We start from the raw sequence: 25,980 nt of genomic DNA on the forward strand, positions 1-25,980 counted from the left end.
ACTATAATTTTAATTAAGAACATATTTTTCTGTCGAAACAACACTAAATAATGCCAGAGGTGATATTAAAATGATAACCCATATTACAAACAGGGCAGCCTGGGAGCAGGCTAAAGAAAGCGGGGTTTATAAAGCCAGTTCACTTGAAACTGAAGGCTTTATCCACTGCTCAACTATAAAACAGGTTCTCGGAGTAGCTAATAATCTTTATAAAGGGCAAAAAGACCTGGTTCTCCTCATAATTGATGAAAATAAGGTAAATTCAGAAATAAAATACGAAGATTTACATAAATCAGGGCAGGCCTATCCCCATATTTATGGCCATCTCAATACTGATGCCGTTGTTAATGTCTGTGACTTTACATATCATGCCAATTGCAGTTTTAAATTGCCAGATGAACTTAAGCTCTAACATAAAATTTTTACAGCCAAATAAATATGGAGGTGGCCAGAATGATAACTGAATTCAGGATTAAAAAAATTGTATTTGATATTGGTCAGGTTTTATTAACCTTTAACCCTGAGCAGTACTTAAAGGACCAGTTTAACCTCTCGACAGGACAGATAAAAGAGATAGCAAAAGCAACCTTTAGAAGTTCTGTCTGGCTCGATTTAGACAGAGGAAAGATCAGTAAAAATGAAGCTGCTGAAATTTTTTCAAAAAAGCTACCTGAATACAGCCAGGTTTTAGTGGAAGGTGTCTTAAACTGGGAGGAAATCTTAAATCCAATTGAGCCCAATATTGAGCTCTTAAAAGAATTTAGAGCTCATGATGCCTATCAAGTTTATGCTCTATCTAATTTTAATGATGAGAGTTATCAGGTTGCAAAATCTGAATTCCCTTTCTTAAATCTATTCAAAGGTGAGATTATCTCTGGCCAGGTTGGATATATTAAACCTGAACCTGAAATCTATCAGTTATTGCTGGACAGATTTGAGCTAAAGCCTGCAGAAACCTTATTTATTGATGATAGCAAGGAAAATATTGAAGCAGCTAAGGAATTTGGCTTAAGAACGATCCATTACAGGAATCCAGAGCAGCTACAAAAGGAGATAAAGCATTTAAATCTACTGATTTGATAATTGCTTAATATTTTCTAATGATATCTGCCCTGAGATAGATTATAGGAGGAGATTTTATGGCTGTTAAAGAGGTTTTAATGTTAGGTAACCCGGCTTTAAGAGAGAAATCGAAACCAGTTAAAGAATTTACCCAGGAAATATTTGATATTGCAAACGAACTTAAGGCTACTTTAAAAGATCTCCAGAAAGAAAAGGGTCTTGGCAGAGCTTTAGCTGCTCCCCAGATAGGCTATCAGAAAAAGATAATTTATGCCAACCTCTCTGATGAAGAGATTGTAATGATCAACCCGACAATTATAGATAAAAGCGACGAGATGATTGAGCTCTGGGATAGTTGTTTTAGCTTTAATGTTGATTTCTTTGTGAAGGTTAAGCGCCATCGCTGGATAACTGTTAAGTATTTAGATGGTAATAGAAATCAGAATATAAGAAAGTTTAGTGATGATCTCTCTGAGCTTTTTCAGCATGAAATTGACCATTTCTACGGAGTTCTGGCCACTGATAAGATGGTTGATAAAAAATCTATTATTATGCGCTCTGAATGGGAGAAACTCGATAATGATGGCCTTGGTATGTAATTAAAGCACACCATACCATTAAACTAAATAAATAATCATATCTAAAGCCTTAAATTTCGATACTTTAGTCACATATAACTTTAAATCATCAAGAAAATAATATATAATATTATATGAAGTAAAGTTTTACAATAATCATTACTAACAGTTAAGATTATTATTAACTTTACTAATTTTAATGAATTCAGCCGAAATTAAATAATATTTCGGCTTTTTTAATCCAATAATATATTTTATAAGCCTGGAAAGAGGTCTTTTTAATACTGGAGGTTATCTAATGAAAGTATATGTAAATGATACAGAGGTTACAATTTTTGATGGTGCAAAGGTTGAAGATGTTATCAGAAAATACTCTGTGGATAAATATAAAGAGATTAAAGAGGGTAAAATGAATATCTATGATAAATTTGACAATAAAGTTATGTTAGGAGGTGAATTAAGAGCAGGAGCTAAGCTTTATACTAAAGCTGATTAAATCTATTTTTACTTAAATCAAATAAATATTAAATAATATTTCACAAGGGGGAATTTATTAATGCATAAGTCAACAGTTAAAAAGTTAAGTGTAGTTTTTGTCATGGCTGCCATGGTTATGGCTATGTCAGCATTCGGTCTATTTCCAGGAGAATCAGGGGAGTTAATAGTCGAGGCAGATAGTCATTCAGATTATAAGACTGTCGCTATCCTGCATACTAATGATGAACATGGAGTAATTGAGAATTTTGGTAAGATTGCCTGGCAGAGAGAGCAACTTGAGGAAGAGTATGATGATGTTTTCCTTGTCAGTGGTGGCGACGCCTTTAGTGGTAATCCAATAGTCGATGAATATGTAATCGATGATGAAAATCTTCGTGGTAAGCCAATGATTGAAACTATGGGTGCTGCCGGATATGATGCTATGGTTATCGGTAATCATGAATTTGATTATGGCCAGGAGCGTCTCCAGGATAGCATAGATTCCGCCTATTTCCCAATGATTCTTGCAAACATGGAAGTAGATCCAGATGAAGCCGACATGGCCCAACCACAGCCATATGCAATGCTTGAAACAAGTTTTGGAGCAGATTTAACATTCTTAGGCCTGGTTCAGGTTAGTGGAGATTATCCTTCAACCCTGCCAGCAAATCTTTATGGGTTAAATTTCCTTGATCCAATTGAAACAGCTCTAGAATTCACCCACTTAGAAGATACTTCAGATGCCTTTATCGGTTTAACCCATATGGGTCATAGTTGGGAACAGGAATTAGCTGAAGAAATGTCTGAGCTTGATCTAATTATTGGTGGTCACTCCCATACAGTTGTTGAAGAACCTGTATTTGTTAATGATACTCTTGTAACCCAGGCTGGTTCTGATACAGAATATCTCGGTAAAGTGATGGTTACCTTTAATGAAGATAATGAAATAGTCGAAAAGGATTCAAAGCTGATTGCTACAGAAGATATTGAAGGTACCAATGAAGATGTTGAAGATATGATAGCTGGTTTTGAAGCTGAAGTTGAGGAAATCTTCGCCAGAGAGCTCAGTTATCTTGAAGAGCCTATAACCGGTGCTGAAGATTTAGGAGCATTTATGACTGATGCAGTTCTTGAATCTGATCAGATTGCCGATCTTGGTTATGATGTCGATTTTGCATTCCAGAATAGCGGCGGTATCAGGGTCAGTGAATTAGAAGCTGGAGCTCTAACTGTTGGCGATATCTTTGAACTAGAACCATTTGGTAATGATATTATTATCCATCAGATGACAGCCGATGATTTAAGATCACTTATCGGTACAGATTCTGAAAGCAGAGGAGAAGCCGATCTAAGAGTAGCCGGCTTAAATTATGAGGTTATAACTGATGCAGATGGCAATCTTGAAACAGTTAATCTCTATTATCCTGATGGAACAGAGCTAGATGAGGATACTGAATATACTGTAGCATTAAATAGCTATATTGCAAGTGCTTATGAATTTACAGCTCAGGATGATGGCGAGAATACCTATCTCCGTCACAATGATACTATCATCAATTTTGTTGAGAATATCATCTCAGAAGAAGACTTAAATGAAAAATATCATGGCTTAAGTAGAACACATTTTGAGTAAATCTCAGCAAAATTTAACTAAAAACTATATATCAAATATAGTAAAATAGTTAAAGATAAGGTTTAATATAAGAACCCTGATTCTGGTGATTAACCTCCTGGAATCAGGGTTTTATTATTTGAGACTATTTATTTTATCATAATTTTAGAGTTATTAGTATTTTATTCAGCTAATAATTGAGCCATTAATAGATTAGCCATCGGATAAATCCAACCCTGCTCTACATGATAGGGCTCATGATCCTGTAGTTTATACCTTGCAATCATTGGAATTTCAATAGCATTTCCTGTTGGAGGTATCTCGGCAAACTCTCCAATATGGGTTCCCATTACTGTCCATTCTAGAACTGCCTCGCCATTACTGATTATAATATTTCTAATTTCAACTTCTGACTCAAAAGCCACATTATAGAACCAGTAGAGATAATCTTCCAGCTCTTCTCGACTTGTGGCCATTGTGACACCTCCCATTGACATATCATAAAAGGTTACATCCTCGGTAACATAACTCATATCATGGATTTCAGCAGGATCTTCAGGATTAAGATAGGCCATGACAATTTCTTCAGTCCGCTCAATTCCAGGCCCCTCATGTCCATCTGCCATCAGAACACCAGGAAATGTCAATATCAAAGCAACCATAATTGATGAAACGATAACCCCGGTCAAAACTTTTCTGCTCAACATAATAAATCCCCCCTTATTTAATTTGCCCATATATAATAATTATATCACCAGTCTGATATAGATCAGTCATATCCAGGTCATAAACTAGTTAGATCTGGGTCATATCTAATTATTAGTATTTTCAATAATATTAAATAGGTTGCAAAGGATGATTTACAATGTTAGAATTTATTCAGTTCTAATAATTTTAATGGAGGTTTTGTAAATGTCTAAAACAATCAAAGAATATATAATCATATTTTTAGGTACCACAATAGTTGCAGCCGGACTTGCTATATTTCTAATTCCTTCTAATCTAGCTGTAGGTGGTATCTCCGGGCTGGCCATCGTAATAAATAGCCACTTTCCGCAAATCCCAGTCGGCCTAACAATGACTGTTATGAATGTTATTCTACTTTTAATCGCATTTATATTAATTGGCCGCCAATTTGGAGCCAGAACTATCTTTGCCAGTTTCACTCTCTCAGGTACAATCTGGTTGATGGAGCTTATTTTACCGATAGCAGGACCTCCAGTTGAAAATATTTTTCTTAACTTATTTTATGGTATTTTAATGGGAGCCATCGGTATGGCCATTGTTTTTTATTATAATGCATCTACCGGCGGAACAGATATTATTGCCAAAATAATTAATAACTTTTATCAAGTCGATATCGGCAAATCTTTGCTGGCAGCTGACTTTTTAGTTATAATCCTGGCAGCTTTTACCTTTGGAATAGAGCTAGGACTTTTTGCTTTACTGGGAATAATGATAAACTCTTTTACCATTGATTATATTATTGCCGGCTTTAATCTAAAGATACAACTTACAATTATTACATCAAAGCCTGAAAAAATAAAAAGTTATATTAATGAAAATATCGAACGAGGAGCCACAATTTATAAAGCAGAAGGAGCTTTCACCGGCCAGGCTAAAGATGTAATCATAACAGCCATGGATAAAAGGGAGTTCTTTGCCCTTAAATCCTATATAGCCGAGGTAGATGAAAATGCCTTTGTGATGGTTTCCCATGTAAAAGAGGTTCTAGGCGAAGGCTTTAGTTATTAATTTATATTTGAATATTAAATTAAAATCAAATCAAAAAGAAACAACTTACAACATAATACGTTATTATACTACAAATAGCAACTAATTATTACAAAATATTATTTTTAACAAAAAAAGGAGTTTTTTAATCGCCCGTGAATAATATAAATAGGGGTTTTATATAAATTCTATTATATATAGGGCGGTGAACTTAATTGAAAAAGTTTATTAAATTATTTTTTGTTTTCACTTTATCTCTTATTCTTTTAGCTGGTTGCAGTGATTTTGTTAATTTTAATACCAGTAATATTAAAGTTGGTGGCAGGGTAGTTACTGAAAACTCCAATTCTGCAGTTGCTGATGTTGTTGTTACTGATACAAAATCAGGAGAGACAGTTGACACTTGTTCTGAAGGTAAATGGGAGTTAACTATTACTGGCAGACCTGAAGAAGCTGAAATTTATGCAGCAAAGGATGGCTGGAGATTTAATCCGGAAAAACAAGTTGTTAGTTCTGATAATATGGGCATAATATTTGAAGGTACTTATGTTGAAACTGAAGATCAAGATCCTTCTGAACCATCAGACCCATCAGATCCTTCTGATCCATCTGATGATCCTGTTACATTTTCAATCTCTGGTGATATTGTTAATCAAGATGATGAACCTGTTAATGCAGTTAAATTAACATTAACTGATGAAGATGGAGAAGTTGCTTATGATTATTCAGATAGGAATGGAGAATTTGATTTTTCAGATCTTAAAGGTGAAATAACAATTATACCAGAAAAAGATGGTTATATCTTTGAACCTGAATATAGGAAGGCTGAAAAGGATAGAGAAAATATAGATTTTGTAGCTATAAAACAGTTTTATGATATTGAAGGTATAGTTACTGATAAAGAGGGCACTCCAATAAGTAATGTAAAAATTAAATTTAACGATGATCAATATGATTCAGTCATTACAAATATAAATGGAGAATTTACTAAGCGTAATTTAACTGGCCAGGTTGAATTAGAGCCAATAAAAAATGATTATGAATTTTCTCCTGCTACAATAAATTTAAGAGAAGCAAATGATAACATTGAAATTCTTGCAATGAGAGGTAGTTATGATATTGAAGGTTTAGTTTTAGATGAATACGATGAGCCTATAAATGGGGTAGATATTACATTTAAGGATTCAAATGATCAGATTATTGATACAACAGTAACTGGTTTTGAAGGACAATATAGCTATTCTGGATTAAAGGGAGAATTAAGAGTAATACCTGAAAAAGATGGCTATACATTTGATCCTGTTGAAAGAAAAATTTTTGGTGATAGTGATGAGGTAAACTTTAGAGCAGAGGACCAAAGTTATGATATATCAGGAATAATAGTAAATGAAAACAATGAACCAATAAGCGGTGTAAAGATAGAAATTAATAATGGAGAATATGATTCTGTATTTACTAACAATGACGGCGAGTTTAAAGCAAGAAATTTAGTTGGTGATATTAATATAGAACCATCAAAAGAAGACTATATTTTTAAACCAGCTGAAATTAATCTAGATAGTGCTAAAGATGATATAGAGATTATTGCTTACGAAGATGTATATGAGATATTTGGTAGATTAACTGATGAAAATTCTGAAGAGCCTATAACTGATGCAAGGATTAATTTTTCAGGTGATGATATTAGTTCAGTTTACACCGATAGTGAAGGATACTTTAATAAGACTGGTTTGATTGGTAATATAGATGTAACTCCAGAAAAACCTGGTTATGAATTTTCTCCTAAAACTAGGCAAGTTTCAGAGTATAATGATAATGTTAATTTTAAAGGTCATAAGCAAGAGGGTCCATTTGATAAATATTCTGTATCAGGTATTGTTTATAGCAATGGAAAACCAGTTCCTAATATCCAGATCAACTTTGAGGATTTAGAAGGAAATAATATAGGTTCTGCTATAACTGGCTCTAATGGAGAATGGGTTAAAGATAATTTATGGGGTACAGTTGTTATTAAACCTCAAGGAACCCCTGATTCTTTCAGTGAAAATTTCTCTCCTAACGAAATTACAGTAACTGAAGCTGAAGATAATATAGATTTTATTATATATGAAGAGGATTATAATGTTCATGGTAGATTAGTTGATGGAAATAATGTAGGTATTGCAGATGCAAAAATATCTTTTTCATCGATTGCTTCATTTAATAATAGCCATATTAGTTCAGTATACACTGATAACGATGGTTATTTTTCAAAAGTAGGATTAAATGGAATAGTAGAGGTCATTCCAGAAAAAGATGGTTATGAATTCATACCAGAAACAAGAGAGGTTTCTGGTTATAGTGATAGTGTAAACTTTGAAGGTAATTTAATTGATTAATTATTAGAATTTAATAATTAATTATGGGCCAGCGATTAAGTTTGCTGGCCTATCTCTATGCTTATTTGATTTGTATTAACCCACAATAAATAGTATAATAAACCTTGAAGTTTTTTATAGTAAGGTGGGTTAAAATGAATTTACTTAAACGTCTTTATAGCTATGTCGGACCATATAAAAAGAGGTTTATCTTTGCAATTATGAGTATGGTGATCCATGCTGCCCTGACAGTATTTTTTGTCAGAGTTTTTCAGGAGTTACTGGAGACAATTATTGCAGATATATCCGCTGATGAGGGCGGTATTTTTATCCTTTCAATGATTGCCCTGGGCATGATTGCTCTTTATTTTGTTAAGGGCCTGGTTTATTATGCTCAAAAATACTTAAGTAAGTATGTATCCCATAAAGTTATGCGGGATATACGAAATGATCTTTACAGCCATCTCCAGAAACTGCCTTTAAGCTTTTATAATAAGAGTAAAACTGGAGAAATCCTGTCCAGGCTGACAAATGATGTTAAGGTCCTTGAAGGTGCAATAGTTGATAGTTCAGTGAATTTAGTCTATAATTCACTGACTGTTATCGGTGGCTTCATCTACTTATTTTACTTAAATTTTAGGTTAACCCTTTTTCTAATTGTTGTTTTACCCTTGATTGCATTTATTGTTGTAAAGTTTAATAAAAAAATCAGAAATAAAAGTAAAGAAGTTCAGGTAAAAATTGCAGATGTCTCTGATGTTATTCAGGAAACTCTCTCTGCCATCAGGGTTGTTAAATCCTTTGGCCGTGAAGATTATGAGTATGAGAGGTTTCAGGAAGAAAATCAGGCTAATTTCAGGGCTGTCGTTAAAAAATCTCAGTATAAAGCAGCTTTAAGTCCAATGGTTGAATTTTCTGCTGCCCTGGGTTTTACAGCAGTATTATGGTTTGGTGGTCTTGAAGTTATGAACGGAACTATGGGAGCAGCAGAATTAATAGCTTTCTTTACAATGATTATTACAATTGGAAGCCCGCTCCAGTCAGTTACCAAAGTAAATGCAACTATCCAGTCAGCAATGGCCGCAGCTGAAAGAATCTTTGAAACCCTTGATTACGAAGTTGAAATAAAAACTAAAGATAATAATACTGTCCTTGATAAAATAGATGGTGAAGTCGAATTTAAAAATCTATATTTTGCATATGATGAAGAGACTGTCTTAAATAATATCAATTTAAAAGTGGAGCCAGGAAAGTCAGTTGCCCTGGTTGGCCCAAGTGGAGCCGGTAAATCAACTCTGGTTGATATGATTCCTAGATTTTATGATCCGATACAGGGTGAGGTTTCAATCGATGGCCATGATATACGTGATTTAGACGTAGATTTTTTAAGGAGTAAAATTGGCGTTGTTCCCCAGGAGACAATCCTCTTTTCTGGAACAATCAGAGATAATATCAGGTATGGAGATCTTGACGCCTCTGAGGATGAAATAATAGCAGCAGCAAAGGCCAGCAATTCCCATGATTTTATAATCGATTTCACTGATGGCTATGATACCTATCTTGGAGAAAGAGGAATCGGTCTTTCAGGAGGCCAGAAGCAGAGAATTGCAATCGCCAGAGCATTATTAAAAGACCCTGCTATCTTAATTTTTGATGAGGCAACTTCCTCACTTGATACTGAATCTGAAAAACTTGTTCAGGATGCTTTGAATCGCTTAAAAGAAAATCGAACAACCTTTATCATTGCTCACCGCTTGAGCACTGTTATCAATTCTGATAAAATAGTTGTTTTAGAAGACGGAAATATTATTGAACAGGGAGATCACAGTCAGCTGATTGATAGAGAAGGCCTCTATCACAAATTATATCAACACCAGCTGGCTCAATAAAGGTAGTGAATTATGAATACTGATAAAATAATTGATAAATTAATAAGGATTATTTTTGCTCTAGGAGATCTACTTGTAAATATTTTGCCTGAAGCTATTGTTTCCAGGTTAGGCAAAGCTTTAGGATATATTGCATATTATTTAGCCGGCCATGAGAGGCGCCTGGCCTGGAGAAATATAAATAATGTCGATATTGGCCAGTACAATAAAAAAGAAAAAAAAGAGATAATCATTTCAGCATGCAAACATTTCGGCCAGATGATAATGGAGCTTTTTTTAATCAAAAATATTGATCAGAACAATCTTTCCCGGCATTTCGATTATGAAAATCTAAATATTCTAGAAGAAGCTAAAGCTCAAAATAGAGGAATTATTATCTATACTGCCCACTTTGGCAACTGGGAATGGCTGGGCCCTGCTCTGTCCAGAAAAGGTTATCCTACGACAGCAATTGTCGAAAAACAGGATTATGGAGATAAAGCTTTAAATGATATTCGCCGTTCAGGCGGAACAGAGGTTATCTATACCGGTGCAGGAATCCGCAAGGCCTATAAGGCTTTAAAAGACAATAAAATTCTATTCCTTTTAGGAGATCAACATGCCGGTGATGCCGGCCTTGAGGTCGACTTTTTAGGAAGAACCACAAGTACATATAGAGGAATAATTAAACTGGCTGCCAGAACTAATTCAATAATTATACCTGCATATCCTATCCGACAGGGATTTGCCAATTTCAACATACGATTCTTTCCAGCAATTGAGATCAATAAAAATTTAAACGAAAAAGAAGAAAAAGCCCTGCTTAAAAAATTAATCCAGACAACAGAAGAAGTAGTCAGAGAAAACCCTGACCAGTGGAACTGGTTTTATAAACGCTGGAAACAGGCGAAAATTAACGAAAATAAATCTTGATATAAATATTGATTAACAATAGTTCTTATAAATGCATAAAATTATTTGTATAAAAATGTCGAAAATAGATTGTCTCTAAAATTTCTTTGGTATTTTAAGAAAAACTAATTGATTTATCATTTATAAAATGGTATTATTTTAAAAAGACCAATGCTAAAAGGAGATGATCTAACATATGAATGAAAATAACAATATTGAAGAGATGGAAATTGATTTAAAAGAATTATTTATGGTTATCTGGAAGAAAAAGTTTATTCTGATTGCAGTTGTTGCAGTCTCGATGGTTGCAACTTTTTTATTTGCAAACACTTTAGAACCTGAATTTCAGGCTTCCACACAGGTATTAGTCTCTGAAGATGAAGAGCAATTAAGAGAATATATTTCTGAGGGAAGAACTTTAACTTCCTCAAGGAATACAGATTTATACATAGAAATCATGAAAAGCAGCAATTTCTTAGAGAATATGAGAGCTAAATTGGATATTAATCCAGAGCTTAATGAGGAATTAACTCCTAGAAGATTAAGAAATATTATCAATATAAGTAGTGCTTCAATTAATAATCTCCTTGTAATCGAAGTAACTCATAATGACCCAGAATTGGCAACTGATATAGCAAATAAAACTGCAGTCACCCTTGAGGAAACTACATATGACCGTCAGGTTAGTGATTTTGATAGAGCTTTAAATTTTATTTCAGAACAGTTAGAAGAAAATCAGAGAGTGATTTTAGAGCTTGAAGATAAAATAGCAGAAGCTAATGGTGAGAGTACAACATTATTGTCTAATGACATTTCAATTGAAGAAAATGATTATTTAGCCAGCTTTGATACTGGTATTAGTGATATTAATGGTGAGATCTCACTTGCTTTTTTAGAATCTGAAAAAGATATAGCACAAAATACTTATGATATGTTAAGAGAAAGGCAGGAAGAGATCCGCCTGCAAAAGAATATTCAACCAACTGAAATTGAAGTTATTGAAGCAGCAACTATTCCAGAAAATCCTGTAAGTCCAAGAGTTAACTTGATGACATTAATATCGGGTGTTTTAGCTGGAATGCTCGGACTTTTTGTTATCTTTATGTTTGAATTCTTTGATACCAGAATTAAAACTGAAGAACAGTTAGAAAAAGTTAGTGATTTATCTGTTCTTGGGATAATACCTGAGATTGATGTTGATAAACATTCTAAGGAAAACCAGGAAGGTGATAATTAAATGAGGAATTTAATCGGTAAGAAAAATGTAAATAAACAGGAACTAATATATAACCTCAACCCTCATTCGCCTATAGTTGAAGCTTATAGAAATTTAAGAACCAATCTGAATTACCTTAGTCCGGATAAAGAACTTAAAAAAATTTCTTTTACCAGTTCTGAACCAGGAGATGGTAAAAGTTTAACTATTACTAATCTAGCTATTTCTATGGCTAATAATGGACAAAAAGTTATCTTAATTGATGGAGATTTAAGGCGTCCTAAAGTTCATACTCAGCTTAATGTTACCAGTTTTGATGGGGTCAGTGATATTTTATCTGGGAAAATATCCTTTGATGAAGCATTAAGGGATAATGAAGTTGATAACCTCTATGTAATTCCTTCAGGGGCTATACCACCTAATCCATCAGAGTTAATTTCATCTCAGAAAATGAGTGAATTACTTGATAAAGCTGCAGAAAAAGCTGATATTGTTTTAGTTGATGCCCCACCTGTAGGTATTTCTGACTCTGCCATAATAGGTAATAAAGTTGATGGTACAATTATTGTTGTTCATTCCCATAAAACAAAAGAAGAACAGATTAAAGATGCTAAAATGAGATTAAAAAAATCCAATTCTAATATTTTAGGCACTGTTTTGAATATGCATCCTATTGAAGAAAATAATAAATATTATGGTGGTTATTATACTCAATAAATCCTATTGTTTAATGATTATTGTAATGATATAATGTATAATGTCGAAATATATCGTACAATAAAATTATGTACTGGAGTGTCTAAATAAATGATTGATTTACATGCCCATGTTCTGCCTGGTATAGATGATGGACCAGAGCGAGAACAGGATACGATTGAAATTTTAAAAGAATCATCTGAAAAAGGTGTTAAAAGTATTGTCGCAACGCCACATTTTAATAATAATTCAACTTACAATAAAGATTATCTAATTAAAGAAATCAATAGATTTAATAAAATTGCAAGAAATGAAGAAATAGAAATAACTTTATTTCCTGGAGCCGAATATCAAATGAATCGTAATCTTTCAAAGGAGATAAATGATAATGGGGCAATAACCCTTGCCAATTCAAGTTATTTATTAGTTGAATTTCCATTTGACAGTATGCCAGTTGATTCTTTTAATATTTTTCATGATTTAAAACTTCTTGGCTATAAGCCTGTAATAGCCCATCCAGAGAGATGTGCCGATCTAATTAAAAATCCTGAAAAGCTTTATGATTTTGTAGATAGCGGTATTTATGCTCAACTTAACTCAGGGAGTATCTTAGGTAGATATGGTTCAAGAGTGAAAAAGACAGCAGAAATATTTATTAAAAACAATCTGGTACAATTAATTGGTTCTGATCTCCATTCAACTGGTAAAAGAAATCAACTAATGCCAATTGCTATAAAAGAGATTGAAAACATATCGAAAGAAATTACTATTAACTTTTCTGAAAATGCAGTAAGAGTTATCAGTAATAAAAAACTTAAATTATTGAACTATAGAGAACCTTCTAGTAGTGTATTTTCTTTACCAAAATTTATTGCTGATATATTATAATAAATTAATTTCAGAATACTCCGGATAATTTTCAAGCCCTTGCCAAAACCACATTCCTTATGTTAGAATGACTAAAGGCTGAAATAAATAAGCAAAAATCAAAGCTGCCTCCTCGCATTTTGCCGAGAAGGGGCTTTTCTTTATGGATAGATAAATGTAACAATATTTAAAGGAGTGTGGTTTAAATGAAAAATTTAAGAAACAATTTGAAAGATTACTTAATTATTTATCTTGGTGTATTGACTGTGGCAATTGGTACCAGTGTCTTTTTAATCCCTTCAAATTTAGCTGTAGGCGGCATTACAGGGCTGGCTATAGTAGTTAATCATATGGTGCCTCAAATCCCAATAGGACTATTTCTAATCGGAATGAATATAATATTATTAGCTTTAGGCTTCTGGTTAATCGGCAGTAAGTTTGGCTTAAAAACTATTTTTGCGAGCCTTACACTATCCAGTACTATCTGGATTATTGAATCTGCTTTTCCCTTACAACAGCCACTTGTAGATAATATATTCCTAAATCTATTTCATGGCATTTTAACTATTGGTATTGGATTAGCCATTATTTTCTATCATAATGCCTCCACTGGCGGTACTGACATTCTTGCTAAAATCATTAATAAGTATCAGCAAATAGAAATTGGTAAGTCGTTATTGGTGGCTGATTTTCTAGTTACTATTTCGGCTGGAATTACTTTTGGTGTTGAATTAGGTTTATATGCATTACTTGGAGTTATTATGAATTCCTTTATAATAGATTATATTATTGCTGGTTTTAATTTAAAAATTAAGTTGACTATTATCACCTCTAACCCGGAAAAAATCAGGAACTATATCAATAATAATATTCAGAGAGGCGCTACAATTTATAGAGCAGAAGGCGCCTTTACTGGAGAAGATAAAGATGTCTTAATAACAGCAATGAATAGACGTGAGTTTTTAGCTCTTAAATCTTATATTGCTAAAGTGGATGAGGATGCCTTTGTTATGGTTTCAAAGGTTAAAGAGGTATTTGGTGAAGGCTTTAGCTATTAAATTATCATTTAAAAATATTCTGACTTTAATTTTTTAGATTATAATAGTATAATAATATTAGATTTCAATAAGCCGGCATTAGATTGTCGGCTTTTTATTATATTTAAGAGAGAAGGATGAAAAACAATGGAAGTAAAAGAGATTTATCAACATAAATCTAAAGATATAGACAGTAAAATATTTAAACTGGATAATGGCCGTTTAATTATCAAGCATTCCAGTTCACAGACTGAAAAGTTAAATATTAAACAATGGGAAGAGATTAATTATATACCAGATGATTATTATTTAGTTGATAGGGAATTAAATAAGAGTGAGAAACGGGCTATCAAAAGATTTATTTCTAAAATTCCTGATTTAGATAAGGAGAGAAGTCTGCCAGAAAAGTTGATTGATAGGGTTAAAGGTTTATTTAATTTATAGAGGAGGGGATAGTAATGAAAAAGTTAAGATGGGGTATTTTAAGCACAGCCAGTATTGCAAAAAAGCATGTATTGCCAGCTATTAATAATGCTAAAAATGCTGAGCTAAGAGCTATTGCCAGTAGAAATAAAGAAAGGGCAGATGAAATAGCATCTGATTATGAAGATGTTATAACTTATGATAGTTATGAAGAGTTGATAGCTTCTGATATTATAGATGCAGTTTATATTCCTCTGCCAAATAAATTTCATTTTGAATGGACTAAAAAGGTTCTTAAATCAGGCAAAGATGTTCTATGTGAAAAACCATTGACATTATCTAAAAAAGATACAGTAAAGCTTTTTGAGATTGCAGTAGAAACAGGTAATAGATTAGTTGAGGGTTTTATGTATCGCTATCGTGAAATAACTAAAGAGTTGATAAAAGTTGCTAAAAATGAACTTGGACAGATTCATAGAGTTAAAGTGGATTTTTCATATAGAAGTTCCAGACCTAAATCTGATATTAGATTTCAACAGGATCTTGGTGGTGGAGCATTACATGATGTTGGTTGTTATGGGGTAGACTTTATTTTAAAGATTTTGGGCAAACCAGATGCTCTATTTAATAAATTTAGAAAAGTCAGTAATGATGGGGTAGATCTTGATGGTGCAGCTGTCTTTTCATATCCAGAAACCCAAGCTATATTATCTTATAGTATTGCTTCAAATGGGAATAAAGGTGTTGAAATTTCAGCTGAACACGGGAGAATTATTGCCCCGGGTTTTTTCTCATGGGAAAAGACCGGTGAAGAGAGCTTTTATTTATATGGTGGCAAATCTTATCCTGAAGGTAATATAAAAGAGTATACATGTAAAGCTACTGATTTGTATCAGGAGGAAATAGAAGCTGTTTCAAGGGCATTTTTGAATAATATATTGGCACAACCTTATCCTGAAGAATCTATTTTAAATCAGGAAATTATTGATTTAATGTTTGAGTCGAATCGAAAAGGGTTAGAGATGTTTTTTTGATTGATAAGTTTATAAAGCTGGTTGAATAAAAATTATGTTAGTTTTTCTTTTATAAACTCGACTATTCTGCCAGCGGCTTTACCATCGCCATAAGGGTTATTTTTTGCTGCCATTTCATTATATAAGTCTTTATTTGAAATTAAATCTCTGGCAACGTCATAAATAACTCTGTAATCAGTTCCAACCTTCATGACAGTTCCAGCATCTACTGCTTCAGGCCTTTCGGTTTTATCCCTTAATACTAGCACAGGTTTACCCAGAGAAGGAGCTTCCTCCTGAATTCCCCCTGAGTCTGTCATTATCATATATGATTTATTCATTAGATTAGCAAAAGGCTCATAATCCACTGGTTCAATCAGATGAACTCTATCAATATCCTCAAGTAGTTTCTCTGCAACATCCTTAACCTTTGGGTTAAGGTGAACAGGGTAGACAACCTCAATATTATCATCCCCGAGCACTAAATCTCTAACTGCTTTAAATATTTCTTCCAGAGGCTTGCCTAGATTTTCCCGTCTGTGGGCTGTCAGCAATATAATCTTTTTATTATCAAAATCAAGCCCACTTAAAAGCTGGTTTTCAAATTGATAATTATCCTTTACTGTATCTAAAAGGGCATCAATCACTGTATTGCCAGTCACAGTAATTTTATCTGCAGATATATTTTCTTTAAGCAGATTTTTTCTGGCTGTTTCAGTTGGTGCAAAATGAAGATCAGAGAGAACCCCTGTCAGATGGCGATTCATCTCTTCAGGATAAGGCGAATATTTATCACCAGTCCTCAAACCGGCTTCAACATGGCCTATACGAATCTGTTGGTAATAAGCTGCAAGTGAAGCAACAAAGGTTGTTGAAGTATCACCATGGACCAGTATTAAATCTGGCCTTTCTTTAATAAAAACAGCTTCTAACTTCTTTAAGACCCTGGATGTAATTTCACTCAAAGTCTGATTATCTTTCATTATATCCAGGTCATAATCAGGCTTAATATTAAATAAATCAAGCACCTGATCTAACATTTCTCTATGCTGGGCTGTAACAGTAACCACAGTATTTATATTTTGATTATTTTTTAAAGCCCTCACAACTGGAGCCATTTTAATAGCTTCTGGCCGTGTGCCAAAGATCGGCATTACTTTTAATTTATCCATTTTTATTCACCTGCTTAATTATTAAAATATCATCGTTAATCCAAATAATATTAAGATTATTCCACCGATATAATCTGAGTATTTTTCAACTACTTTAAAATTTCTTATATAAAATACTGTTTTAAAAGCTATAAAAGTTAAAGTAGCTGTTATAATTCCAATTATTAATGAATTTAAAAAAAGAGAATTTATTTGCTGATTGTAAAGAGTAGAAAACCCAACCCCTAAAGCATCTATACTCACTCCAACGCCCAGGGCGACATATTTAGCTAAATTTAGATTATAATAAATACATTCTTCTTCTAATTTGCGTCCTTCATTAATTAAATAGAGGCCCAGTATAATTATTATGAGGCCACTAAAAGTTGCTGATATACTAATAATATTTGCGTCAATAAAACTTCCAATTAAAGCTCCTATCATTGCAAATAGAAACTGAAAAAAACCAAATGATATTATAATAGAACTTTCTTCTTTTATATTGAGCTTTGTTCCACACCCGAGTCCGAGAGCAACTCCGAATGCATCCAGTGAAAGTGCAAATCCTAATATAATTATACTAAATCCAAACATTAAATTCTCCTTTTAAAAATTTTATCTTACTATACCATAATATATTAGATAACTTAAAAATTCAATTTTGTCAAATAAATTCGAGCTTTTTCTGGACTAAAGTATATAATATGTTATAATATAATACGATGTTGCTAAGGATTATTGCAAATGGAGGTTGAAAGTATGGAATGGCAGATAAAATCCTTTACTGAATTAGGTAAAGAAGAATTATATGAAATCTTAAAATTAAGGGTAGATGTTTTTGTTGTAGAGCAGGAATGTCCCTATCCGGAGTTAGATGGAAAAGATGATATAGCTTACCATTTGATTGGAAGAAATAATGATGAGATTATCGCATATTCCCGACTTTTTCTGCCAGGGGATTACTTTAAAGAGGCAGCAATTGGCCGGGTAATAGTAAAAGAGGAGTATAGAGAAAAGAAAATTGGAACTGAAATGCTTGAGGTTTCAGTAGATTTTTTAATAGATGAAAAAGGTGCCAGAGATATTAAGCTTTCAGCTCAGAACCATTTAAGAGAGTTTTATGGTAAACATGGTTTTGAACCAGTTTCAGAAGTTTATCTTGAAGATGGAATACCTCATATAGACATTCTTAGAAAATATAGTTAGGAGATTATTTTAATGCAATCAAGAAGAAAAAAAGTAAAGTCCAGAAGAGATATCTCATATTTAAGTTTATTTTTATTTTTCCTGCCTTTAGCTGTTACTCCAACAATAATTGGCCTGAGCCATTCTATTGTTGATGCCGCTCTGGCAAGAATGCCCTCTCCAGAATTAAGTATCGCTATTTTTGCCATCGTTAAAGGCTTTTCAAATATAGTTAAATCACCAATATATACAAGTCGCCAGGTTGTTTCATCAATGGTGGACAGCAAAGAAAGTTATTATTTAGCAATCAAATTTTTAGGAGCTCTCTGTGGCTTCTTTTTATTTATCTTAATATCTATCGGATATACCCCATTAGGTAATTTTGTATTTAGAAATATATATGGTTTAAGAGAAGTTGAACAACTTGAGTTTGCCAGAGCTGCTCTGCGAATAACAGCATTTATGCCTTTAGTAGAATATTTAAGAAACACCCATCAGGGTATAGTGATTTCTCTTAAAAAAACACACTTATTTTTACCTGGAATTATACTTAGATTAATATTTATCTCCAGCTTTTTATACTGGACTGTCCAGACACAGGCAGTTTTAGGTGTTGTTGCAGGTAGTATTACCTGGTTCTTCGGGATAGGCTTAGAGGCTGTATTTATTATTGCAAGTTTATTTTTCTTTTATAAATCTCCAGCTCAGGCAGCAGAATTAATGCCAGTTACAAATAAAAAGGAACTGGAAGTTAAAAGCTTATTTAAATTTTTCTTGCCCCTGGGTCTGATGATGTCTTTCGCCTCATTTGTACAGCCAATAATCCAGGCCGGTCTCGGCAGAACCGAATCACCAACCGAGGCCCTGGCAGTTTTTGGGGTTTCCATGGGTTTAATGTTCGTCTTATCAGGATCGTTAAGTATGCTGCATAATGTCTCCCTTGTACATGCAGAAGATCATAACGATGAAAACTGGCCAAAAATTTTTAAATTCTGTTTATCGGCCGGGCTTATTGTAAGTTCAATCATCTTTATTATATCTGTTACCCCAATTGGTTTCTGGATCTTTAATTCAGTTATCTCAGTTTCAGTTGGAATTACTGAAATAGCAATGAGGGTTATGCTAGTTCTTTCAGTCGTACCTTTATTTAGAGCTATAAGAGAAGCATACTGGGGCCTCTTGATGACAGAAAAGAATACCAGGGCTATTGGTATTTCAAAGCTGATGAATATCATAATGGTTATTATAACCTTAATAATTAGTATTTTATTTATTAATATCCACCCGGCAATAATTGGCGGGCTTGCATATACTCTAGGCGAGGGTGCAGAGACCTTTGCTATCTGGTTCCAGGCAATTACAGATTGGAAAGAAGATAAAAGAGAGTTTGCGTATGAAAATTAGCCCTCTTTTGGAAACCAGGGGATAAATATATTGGTTTTTTCAGCGTATTTCTGATAATTTTCATGATCTTTATACCGTTTTTCTAAGAGAGGTACTCCTGATACAAATCTAACCAGGAAAGTAATTAAAATAGGGCTTAATATTATCAAGAAGCCTCCAACTGTATCCAGGGCAATTAAAAAGATTCCCCACCAGAGTAAGGCTTCCCCAAAGTAATTAGGATGTCTACTGTATTTCCAGAGCCCTGAATCCATGATTTCTTCTTTACTTTCTCTATTTTTAATGAAATTTTTAAGCTGCCAGTCTGAGATAACTTCAAATCCAAACCCGATTAGCCATACCAGAACTCCAATATAACCTAATAGATTCATTGTTTCAACATTATTAGAAATTATTTTTACTGATGGGTAGGCTATGATATATAATAGAAAACCCTGAAGCATAAAGATTCTAAAGAATGATTGAATATAGAAATTATTCCAGTTTTCCCGCATCTGTTGATAACGGAAGTCTTCAGGTTTTCCTATTTTTCTGCTTAAAATATGAATTCCTAGTCTACCGCCCCAGACTGTCACCATTAAGGCAACTAAAATATCAACAGTGGCAGCCTCAGTTCTAATTAAAGTAAATAAAACTGCAACTACATAGCCAAAACCCCAGGCTATATCGACATAGGAATTATCATTTTTAAGCATGCAGAAAAGATAGAAACCTGTAAAATAAATAAATAGAAGAAGTGCAACTTGAATAAAAATATTCATTAATTATCACTCCCAATCCTAGAAATAGATTTAATAAATTTACTTAGAAATTAAGCTTAAAGCCACAGAACCAGGACCTGCATTTAAGGCAGTAACTGAGGAGATGTTCATAATATATTCAGGACCAAATCCTAATAGTTCAGTTATTTCTTCTTTCCATTCAGCAGCGAGTTCATCCGCCTTAGAGTGGATTATACAGTATTTTTCAATAGGTTCCTCATTGTTTATATTGACAACTATATCCTCAATTTTTTTGCTAACACCTTTACGGGTTAATGATTTTCCTTTTATAGTTCCTTTACCAGTCTCATCAAGGGAAACTATTGGTTTAAAGTTTAAGAGATTGGCAACAAAACCCTTCATCGGACTAACTCTGCCGCCTTTTACCATATAATCAAAGGTATTAACATTTACATAAATTTTTGCTTTACCTCTATATTCTTTAATGATTTTCTCTATCTCATCAAGAGATTTACCCTTTTCAATTTCCTCGGCAGCCTTTAAAACTAAAAGCCCCTGAGCTCCTGAATTCAATCTAGAGTCGATATAACTTACAGGCAGGTCTACTTCAGACTGTAACTTTGTTATTGCCTGTTTAAAGGCTTTTCCAGTCCCACTTAACTCTTCAGCAACAGAAATAACCAGCATTGAATTATACCGGTCTTTAATCTTCATCATGTAATTATAGATAAAATCAGCAGTTGGTAGAGAAGAAGAGGGGAATTCATCTGCTTTTTCTAGGTATTCAAAGAAATAATCTAAATTAATAGTCTGCCTGTCCAGAAAGCTAACCCCATCAATTATCATATTTAATGGAATCATATGAATTTCATATTTATCAATTAACTCCTGGGGTATATCTGCTATCGAATCAGTAATTAGAGCAATATCTCTCTTGGGCCCATTATTGATATTGACCTGAAACTTCATATCATCAACTTTTTGCTCAACAATTTTTCCTTTATCATGAAGAATGTATGCTACTTTCGCTGGATCATTAGTGTGGATATGAACTCTGGTATTATTCTTGCTGCTGGCAACAATTAATGAATCTCCTTCAGCTTTTAATTCAGATTTTATAACACTATTTTTCAAATCTGTCTGCAATAAAATTTCAGTACAATATCTATAGTTAAGATCTTCTTCATTCATATTATCAAGATTATTATCTATGCTGGCAATATCATCTTCATTTAGTTCATCTTCAGTTATTGCTCCATCATCTGTTACATCAGGATTTTTCCAGTAATAGATTATTCCCTCAAGGAAATAAATAAAACCCTGAGCCCCTGCATCAACAGAATTATTCTTTTTATGGACCTCTAATATATGCTTGGTTTCCTCAAGAGATTCTTTTGCAACATCAAGAGACTTCTCAAAGAGAAGAACAAAATCATCAATATTTTCTGCCAGATCAGGTAACTTTTCGCCCCAGTCCTTAATTACAGTAATCATTGTCCCTTCATGGGGATCATCAACATTATCATATAAATAAGGAATAGTCTTTTTAACATTTCTGGCAAACTCCCTGGTATTTAATGTTGCCTTATTAACCATCTTTTTATATAAACCACTAAAAAATTGGGCCAATATCAGACCAGAATTACCTCTTGCAGATTGAATAGAATAATCTGAGATAGCTTCAATAGTATTATATATTGAATTATCCGGTTCTACCTTGATTGCAACTGAAGTTAAAGTAATCGACATATTATTGCCGGTATCACTATCTGGAACAGGAAAGAAGTTAATATCATTCAAATGCTTTTTATTTTTCTCAACCAATTTCGCTCCATGCTCAAAAGCTTTAAAAAAAGCTTTACCATCTAATTCTTTAATTTTCATAATAATCTCCTCCAGATATTTAAGATATGATTAAAAAAGTAATCAGGGAAGTTAGACCACAGAGGAATCCTCCCCAGGTAATATCATAAAATGATAAACTTAAAGGCCAGTCTTTTAAAGTTGCTAAATTAGTTAAATTATAGGTGGCATAGGTTACCACACCAAAAAAGAATCCAGCTAATAGAGCATAATTCCAGCTATTTGACCTTTCGATTACAAAGAATACTAATCCAGCAATATAAATCAGATAAAAGACAAATGCAGCTTTCATATCAAACTTGTCTTTTAATATAAAACCAAGCTTTTCTCTATACAGCTTTTTAGCAATAAATCCTAACCAGAAAAAATCGATTATTAGAAATACAATTAATGCTATTACATAAATCTGAATATATTCTATCACTTTGCACCACCCTTAATTCAATAGTCATTAACTATAATTAGTAACTATTCTCTTCTTTATGTATCTAATTATATCATAAAATCTACATAAAATTAATTAGATTACAAAAAAATGCAAAGAAAAATATAAAAATAGCCGGATTAATTAAATTAATCCGGCAAAAATGTTAATCTTATTTAGCATAATATTCTACAACTAGCTGAACATCAATAACAATGGGGATTTCTTTTATTTCAGGTTCACCATTGATTATAGCAGAAAAGTTATCTATATCTCTAGTTATATAACTTAATTTCTCTAGTGTTCTGTCCTGATAATTCTCTCTGAAATGATCATTCTTTCTCTGATCAGATCTCAAAGATATTTCCATTCCAGGCTCAATTTTATAGGATGGCCAATCGACTTTCTCGCCATCAACCCTTATTAATCCATGACTAACCATCTGACGGGCCTGCCTGATAGATCTGGCAAAACCTATTCTGTAAACTAAATTATCCAATCTCATTTCTAGATTTCTGATTAGATTATTACCTGTAATTCCAGGTTCCTTCATTGCATTTTCTACATATTTACTAAATTGCTTTTCAAGTAAACCGTAATATGCTCTAAGTCTCTGTTTTTCTATTAACTGTTCACCATAGTTTGACAGATTCCTGTTTTTTCTATTAAAAGTCCCATCAGCTCTTTCCATTGCTTTAGGGTGTCCATGAACATTAAGTCCTAAACGTCTTGCCTCTTTGAATCTCGGATTTCTTCTAGTGGCCAATTTTTAATCCTCCTGTATAATATATTAGCCGCGGTTATTCAATTTCACAGATGTATTTTATCATTCTTCTCATTATAATAATAGTTACTGCTTTACAAAATAATAAATAATCAACGTTTACATTTCCACCAATACCATTGACATCTCTCTCTGAATATGATTTATAATTTAAGAGGATGATAAAGCATGAGAATTAATTAGCTTTCAATTAATTAGTTTTTGAAGCATATACTTCTATAAATAAAGTTATTTAAACTTAAGGAGGTATTTCATATGTTAAGAGATGGTATTGAAAATGAAATTATTGCCTGGATGCAAAGAAAAGTTGAAGAGAGAGGTGCAGACGGAGCCGTTGTTGGTTTAAGTGGAGGAATAGATTCATCAACGACTGCTGTTCTAACAAAAAAGGCTTTTGGAGATAATTGTTTAGGGGTTATGCTACCGGCCAGTGGAACTGTAGGCAAAGATATGAAATATTCAAAGGTTATAGCAGAAAAATTTGATATTGAAACATTGACAATTAATTTAGAGGATATTAATGACCAAATAGAAGAAACCTTTCATAGTGCCAATATAGAAAAGGTTGATAGAGATTATTATCCTCAGACCTGCATTAATACACCGGACTGTGCTGAACAGAACATCCAGACTCGAATGAGAATGATGGCCCTCTATTATGTTGCAGAATGCAAAAATTATGTAGTTATGGGTACCAATAATAAGAGCGAGATCATTTCAGGCTACTTTACCCTCTATGGCGATGGTGGCACTGATATGAGGCCTTTAGGTGACTTAACAAAGACTGAAGTCTGGGAATTGGCAGGTAGAATTGGTGTTCCAGAAGAAATAATTGAAAGACCGCCAACAGGAGGCCTCCAGGGAGGCGAAGAAGGAGCAACAGATGAAGAAGAATTTGGGATAGATTATCGGACATTTGATAAGATTTATGAAGTCTTAGAGAATGGTGGAGATCTAACCCAATTCGATATAGAAAAAGTAAATCGTGTAAATGAAATTCTGGCCAAAGCTAAAAATAAAGCTAAAGTACCAACATTTAAAAAATAAACTTCAATATAAAATCAGGAATTCTGGAGAGGGCTGAAACTCTCTCCTTTATCTTTTTATAATAATATAATATGATAATATAAAAGGTGAGGTGTGATAATAATGACATTAAAATTAGAGGGTTTAAATAATGAGTTAGAAAATAAAATAATTAATTATCGGAGAGATTTTCATAAGTATGCTGAATCTGGCTGGACTGAATTTAGAACTGCATCAAAAGTTGCTGAAACTCTTGATGATTTAGGCTTCGACTTGCAACTAGGACAGGAAGTTGTTGATCAAGAGGCAAGAATGGGAGTTCCTGATCAGGAAGAATTAGCAAAACATTATCAGAGAGCAAAAGAGCAGGGAGCCAGCCAGAAATATCTAAAAGAATTTAAAGGTGGTTTTACTGGAGTTGTAGCCACCCTGAAAAATGGTGAAGGTCCAACTATTGGATTTCGTTTTGATATGGACGCTGTTGAAATGAATGAAAGTAGCTCTAAAGAACACAGGCCGGTAAAAGAAGGCTTTGCATCTATCAATGAAAATGCTGCCCATGCCTGCGGCCATGATGGCCATACAGCAATAGGCCTTGGACTTGCAGAAATATTAATGAAAAACAAAAGTAAAATCAACGGTAAAATTAAATTGATCTTTCAGCCTGCTGAAGAAGGGGTCAGAGGTGCTAAATCTATAGTCGCCAGTGGAGTCCTTAATGATATTGATTATTTATACGGTCTCCATTTAGGCCTTGGAGTTGAAAGTGGAAAAGCCCATCCAGGAGCTACTGGCTTTCTTGCAACCTCAAAGTTTGATGCAATCTTTACTGGCCAGCCAGCCCATGCAGGAGGAAATCCAGAGAAAGGAAAAAATTCTTTATTAGCAGCAGCAACTGCAGTCAATAACCTTTATGGAATAGCAAGACATAGCCAGGGTCCAACCAGAATAAATGTTGGCCAACTCAATGCTGGTACTGGTAGGAATGTAATTCCAGATAGGGCCAGACTTGTTATAGAGACAAGGGGGGCTACCTCTGAGCTTAATCAGTATATGTATGACCAGGCAATTAATATTTTAGAGGGCACAGCCCATAGTTTCCAGCAGGATCTAAATATAATAGCTATGGGGGGAGCAAAAAGTGGAGAAAGCGATAAGGAACTGATGGATAAAGTATTTCAGGAAGCTTCAAAGATAACTGAATTAGAGCATATCTATGAAAAGCCTGTTAATATGGGGGGGAGTGAAGACTTTACTTACATGCTAGATAAAGTTCAAAAAAATGGCGGTAAAGGAACCTTTGCCATATTAGGCTCAGATATAGCATCCGGCCATCATACAGCTGAATTTGATTTTAATGAAAAAGATTTAATCAATGGAGTAAATCTCCTCGCCAGACTGGCATTAACAAGTTAAATAAAACCTGTAATGCAAGTTAATAGATAACCTAAAATTATTTTATAAAATATTGCATTTAATTTAATCATTTATAAAATATTTCACTTGAAATAAAAATAAAAATTTTGTATTATTATATTGTAACAGAAATATCAAATTCGGAGGTGGGTA

Annotated in this window: 26 protein-coding genes; 19 read left to right on the plus strand and 7 right to left on the minus strand. The window is 33.4% G+C overall.

The features are described from left to right. Positions 1-70 precede the first annotated feature (70 nt). From I0Q91_RS05760 to I0Q91_RS05780, 5 genes are all read left to right on the plus strand, one after another. Positions 71-412 carry a DUF952 domain-containing protein gene (locus tag I0Q91_RS05760; protein ID WP_270453468.1) on the plus strand — a complete coding sequence of 114 codons (342 nt, stop codon included), beginning with the start codon at positions 71-73 and terminating at the stop codon, positions 410-412. A 41-nt stretch (positions 413-453) separates the two neighbouring features. Beyond that, positions 454-1,080, plus strand: coding sequence for an HAD family hydrolase (locus tag I0Q91_RS05765; RefSeq protein WP_270453469.1), 627 nt, complete (start codon positions 454-456; stop codon positions 1,078-1,080). Positions 1,081-1,139: 59 nt separating this feature from the next. After that, positions 1,140-1,661 carry a peptide deformylase gene (gene def / locus I0Q91_RS05770; protein WP_270453470.1) on the plus strand — a complete coding sequence of 174 codons (522 nt, stop codon included), beginning with the start codon at positions 1,140-1,142 and terminating at the stop codon, positions 1,659-1,661. 277 nt (positions 1,662-1,938) lie between these two features. Further along, positions 1,939-2,136, plus strand: a complete 198-nt coding sequence (locus I0Q91_RS05775; protein ID WP_270453471.1) for a hypothetical protein — start codon at positions 1,939-1,941, stop codon at positions 2,134-2,136. 60 nt (positions 2,137-2,196) lie between these two features. Next, positions 2,197-3,750 carry a bifunctional metallophosphatase/5'-nucleotidase gene (locus tag I0Q91_RS05780; RefSeq protein WP_270453472.1) on the plus strand — a complete coding sequence of 518 codons (1,554 nt, stop codon included), beginning with the start codon at positions 2,197-2,199 and terminating at the stop codon, positions 3,748-3,750. 161 nt (positions 3,751-3,911) lie between these two features. Here the strand turns inward: I0Q91_RS05780 and I0Q91_RS05785 are convergent, their stop codons facing one another. Continuing rightward, a complete protein-coding gene (locus tag I0Q91_RS05785; RefSeq protein WP_270453473.1) occupies positions 3,912-4,436 on the minus strand; it encodes a nuclear transport factor 2 family protein in 525 nt (174 codons plus the stop codon). Between the two features lie 205 nt (positions 4,437-4,641). On the opposite strand from I0Q91_RS05785, the gene I0Q91_RS05790 reads away from it, so the two are divergent. From I0Q91_RS05790 to I0Q91_RS05835, 10 genes are all read left to right on the plus strand, one after another. Next, on the plus strand, positions 4,642-5,484 hold the full coding sequence (locus tag I0Q91_RS05790; RefSeq protein ID WP_270453474.1) for a YitT family protein: 843 nt from the start codon (positions 4,642-4,644) through the stop codon (positions 5,482-5,484). 194 nt (positions 5,485-5,678) lie between these two features. Beyond that, entirely contained in the window at positions 5,679-7,841 is a 2,163-nt protein-coding gene (locus I0Q91_RS05795; RefSeq protein WP_270453475.1) for a carboxypeptidase regulatory-like domain-containing protein, read from the plus strand. Positions 7,842-7,975: 134 nt separating this feature from the next. Beyond that, positions 7,976-9,709 carry an ABC transporter ATP-binding protein gene (locus I0Q91_RS05800; protein ID WP_270453476.1) on the plus strand — a complete coding sequence of 578 codons (1,734 nt, stop codon included), beginning with the start codon at positions 7,976-7,978 and terminating at the stop codon, positions 9,707-9,709. Positions 9,710-9,721: 12 nt separating this feature from the next. Beyond that, the gene (locus I0Q91_RS05805; protein WP_270453477.1) at positions 9,722-10,621 is read left to right on the plus strand and encodes a lysophospholipid acyltransferase family protein; all 900 of its coding nucleotides are present in this window, start codon (positions 9,722-9,724) and stop codon (positions 10,619-10,621) included. Between the two features lie 175 nt (positions 10,622-10,796). After that, positions 10,797-11,837: a GumC family protein gene (locus I0Q91_RS05810; RefSeq protein ID WP_270453478.1), complete on the plus strand. Its 1,041-nt coding sequence runs from the start codon at positions 10,797-10,799 to the stop codon at positions 11,835-11,837. Then, positions 11,838-12,533 carry a CpsD/CapB family tyrosine-protein kinase gene (locus I0Q91_RS05815; protein WP_270453479.1) on the plus strand — a complete coding sequence of 232 codons (696 nt, stop codon included), beginning with the start codon at positions 11,838-11,840 and terminating at the stop codon, positions 12,531-12,533. 90 nt (positions 12,534-12,623) lie between these two features. After that, positions 12,624-13,400, plus strand: coding sequence for a tyrosine-protein phosphatase (locus tag I0Q91_RS05820; protein WP_270453480.1), 777 nt, complete (start codon positions 12,624-12,626; stop codon positions 13,398-13,400). A 185-nt stretch (positions 13,401-13,585) separates the two neighbouring features. Continuing rightward, positions 13,586-14,437, plus strand: a complete 852-nt coding sequence (locus I0Q91_RS05825; RefSeq protein ID WP_270453481.1) for a YitT family protein — start codon at positions 13,586-13,588, stop codon at positions 14,435-14,437. A 126-nt stretch (positions 14,438-14,563) separates the two neighbouring features. Further along, positions 14,564-14,860 carry a hypothetical protein gene (locus I0Q91_RS05830; protein WP_270453482.1) on the plus strand — a complete coding sequence of 99 codons (297 nt, stop codon included), beginning with the start codon at positions 14,564-14,566 and terminating at the stop codon, positions 14,858-14,860. 14 nt (positions 14,861-14,874) lie between these two features. Next, positions 14,875-15,873 (plus strand): Gfo/Idh/MocA family protein, encoded by a 999-nt coding sequence (locus I0Q91_RS05835; protein WP_270453483.1) that lies wholly within the window; start codon positions 14,875-14,877, stop codon positions 15,871-15,873. A gap of 32 nt (positions 15,874-15,905) precedes the next feature. Here I0Q91_RS05835 and wecB read toward each other — a convergent pair whose 3' ends face one another. Both wecB and I0Q91_RS05845 read right to left on the minus strand, forming a co-directional pair. Continuing rightward, positions 15,906-17,024 carry a non-hydrolyzing UDP-N-acetylglucosamine 2-epimerase gene (gene wecB, locus I0Q91_RS05840; RefSeq protein WP_270453484.1) on the minus strand — a complete coding sequence of 373 codons (1,119 nt, stop codon included), beginning with the start codon at positions 17,022-17,024 and terminating at the stop codon, positions 15,906-15,908. Between the two features lie 21 nt (positions 17,025-17,045). After that, positions 17,046-17,597, minus strand: coding sequence for a manganese efflux pump MntP (locus I0Q91_RS05845; RefSeq protein WP_270453485.1), 552 nt, complete (start codon positions 17,595-17,597; stop codon positions 17,046-17,048). Between the two features lie 165 nt (positions 17,598-17,762). Here I0Q91_RS05845 and I0Q91_RS05850 point away from each other — a divergent pair, with 165 nt between their 5' ends. Beyond that, positions 17,763-18,209: a GNAT family N-acetyltransferase gene (locus I0Q91_RS05850; protein WP_270453486.1), complete on the plus strand. Its 447-nt coding sequence runs from the start codon at positions 17,763-17,765 to the stop codon at positions 18,207-18,209. Between the two features lie 12 nt (positions 18,210-18,221). Beyond that, positions 18,222-19,592 carry a hypothetical protein gene (locus I0Q91_RS05855; protein WP_270453487.1) on the plus strand — a complete coding sequence of 457 codons (1,371 nt, stop codon included), beginning with the start codon at positions 18,222-18,224 and terminating at the stop codon, positions 19,590-19,592. On the opposite strand, the gene I0Q91_RS05860 is transcribed toward I0Q91_RS05855, so the two are convergent. From I0Q91_RS05860 to rpsD, 4 genes are all read right to left on the minus strand, one after another. Next, complete coding sequence (locus tag I0Q91_RS05860; RefSeq protein WP_270453488.1) at positions 19,589-20,353, minus strand: DUF1295 domain-containing protein; 765 nt, start codon at positions 20,351-20,353, stop codon at positions 19,589-19,591. The genes I0Q91_RS05855 and I0Q91_RS05860 overlap by 4 nt on opposite strands. A gap of 39 nt (positions 20,354-20,392) precedes the next feature. Next, a complete protein-coding gene (locus tag I0Q91_RS05865; RefSeq protein WP_270453489.1) occupies positions 20,393-22,198 on the minus strand; it encodes a DegV family protein in 1,806 nt (601 codons plus the stop codon). Positions 22,199-22,217: 19 nt separating this feature from the next. Next, positions 22,218-22,601 carry a DUF2177 family protein gene (locus I0Q91_RS05870; protein ID WP_270453490.1) on the minus strand — a complete coding sequence of 128 codons (384 nt, stop codon included), beginning with the start codon at positions 22,599-22,601 and terminating at the stop codon, positions 22,218-22,220. 172 nt (positions 22,602-22,773) lie between these two features. After that, positions 22,774-23,367 (minus strand): 30S ribosomal protein S4, encoded by a 594-nt coding sequence (rpsD, locus tag I0Q91_RS05875; RefSeq protein ID WP_270453491.1) that lies wholly within the window; start codon positions 23,365-23,367, stop codon positions 22,774-22,776. Between the two features lie 273 nt (positions 23,368-23,640). On the opposite strand from rpsD, the gene nadE reads away from it, so the two are divergent. Then, positions 23,641-24,432: an NAD(+) synthase gene (gene nadE, locus I0Q91_RS05880; RefSeq protein ID WP_270453492.1), complete on the plus strand. Its 792-nt coding sequence runs from the start codon at positions 23,641-23,643 to the stop codon at positions 24,430-24,432. 102 nt (positions 24,433-24,534) lie between these two features. Then, positions 24,535-25,827 (plus strand): amidohydrolase, encoded by a 1,293-nt coding sequence (locus tag I0Q91_RS05885; RefSeq protein WP_270453493.1) that lies wholly within the window; start codon positions 24,535-24,537, stop codon positions 25,825-25,827. The last annotated feature ends 153 nt before the right edge of the window (positions 25,828-25,980 follow it).

This window comes from Halonatronomonas betaini (assembly GCF_015666175.1).
GTDB classification, from domain to species: domain Bacteria; phylum Bacillota; class Halanaerobiia; order Halanaerobiales; family Halarsenatibacteraceae; genus Halonatronomonas; species Halonatronomonas betaini.

Bases quoted from the DNA above. Each gene is read 5' to 3' on its own strand.
- I0Q91_RS05760 (WP_270453468.1), top strand. From the start codon at position 71: ATGATAACCCATATTACAAACAGGGCAGCCTGGGAGCAGGCTAAAGAA.
- I0Q91_RS05765 (WP_270453469.1), top strand. From the start codon at position 454: ATGATAACTGAATTCAGGATTAAAAAAATTGTATTTGATATTGGTCAG.
- def (WP_270453470.1), top strand. From the start codon at position 1,140: ATGGCTGTTAAAGAGGTTTTAATGTTAGGTAACCCGGCTTTAAGAGAG.
- I0Q91_RS05775 (WP_270453471.1), top strand. From the start codon at position 1,939: ATGAAAGTATATGTAAATGATACAGAGGTTACAATTTTTGATGGTGCA.
- I0Q91_RS05780 (WP_270453472.1), top strand. From the start codon at position 2,197: ATGCATAAGTCAACAGTTAAAAAGTTAAGTGTAGTTTTTGTCATGGCT.
- I0Q91_RS05785 (WP_270453473.1), bottom strand. From the start codon at position 4,436: ATGTTGAGCAGAAAAGTTTTGACCGGGGTTATCGTTTCATCAATTATG.
- I0Q91_RS05790 (WP_270453474.1), top strand. From the start codon at position 4,642: ATGTCTAAAACAATCAAAGAATATATAATCATATTTTTAGGTACCACA.
- I0Q91_RS05800 (WP_270453476.1), top strand. From the start codon at position 7,976: ATGAATTTACTTAAACGTCTTTATAGCTATGTCGGACCATATAAAAAG.
- I0Q91_RS05805 (WP_270453477.1), top strand. From the start codon at position 9,722: ATGAATACTGATAAAATAATTGATAAATTAATAAGGATTATTTTTGCT.
- I0Q91_RS05810 (WP_270453478.1), top strand. From the start codon at position 10,797: ATGAATGAAAATAACAATATTGAAGAGATGGAAATTGATTTAAAAGAA.
- I0Q91_RS05815 (WP_270453479.1), top strand. From the start codon at position 11,838: ATGAGGAATTTAATCGGTAAGAAAAATGTAAATAAACAGGAACTAATA.
- I0Q91_RS05820 (WP_270453480.1), top strand. From the start codon at position 12,624: ATGATTGATTTACATGCCCATGTTCTGCCTGGTATAGATGATGGACCA.
- I0Q91_RS05825 (WP_270453481.1), top strand. From the start codon at position 13,586: ATGAAAAATTTAAGAAACAATTTGAAAGATTACTTAATTATTTATCTT.
- I0Q91_RS05830 (WP_270453482.1), top strand. From the start codon at position 14,564: ATGGAAGTAAAAGAGATTTATCAACATAAATCTAAAGATATAGACAGT.
- I0Q91_RS05835 (WP_270453483.1), top strand. From the start codon at position 14,875: ATGAAAAAGTTAAGATGGGGTATTTTAAGCACAGCCAGTATTGCAAAA.
- wecB (WP_270453484.1), bottom strand. From the start codon at position 17,024: ATGGATAAATTAAAAGTAATGCCGATCTTTGGCACACGGCCAGAAGCT.
- I0Q91_RS05845 (WP_270453485.1), bottom strand. From the start codon at position 17,597: ATGTTTGGATTTAGTATAATTATATTAGGATTTGCACTTTCACTGGAT.
- I0Q91_RS05850 (WP_270453486.1), top strand. From the start codon at position 17,763: ATGGAATGGCAGATAAAATCCTTTACTGAATTAGGTAAAGAAGAATTA.
- I0Q91_RS05855 (WP_270453487.1), top strand. From the start codon at position 18,222: ATGCAATCAAGAAGAAAAAAAGTAAAGTCCAGAAGAGATATCTCATAT.
- I0Q91_RS05860 (WP_270453488.1), bottom strand. From the start codon at position 20,353: ATGAATATTTTTATTCAAGTTGCACTTCTTCTATTTATTTATTTTACA.
- I0Q91_RS05865 (WP_270453489.1), bottom strand. From the start codon at position 22,198: ATGAAAATTAAAGAATTAGATGGTAAAGCTTTTTTTAAAGCTTTTGAG.
- nadE (WP_270453492.1), top strand. From the start codon at position 23,641: ATGTTAAGAGATGGTATTGAAAATGAAATTATTGCCTGGATGCAAAGA.
- I0Q91_RS05885 (WP_270453493.1), top strand. From the start codon at position 24,535: ATGACATTAAAATTAGAGGGTTTAAATAATGAGTTAGAAAATAAAATA.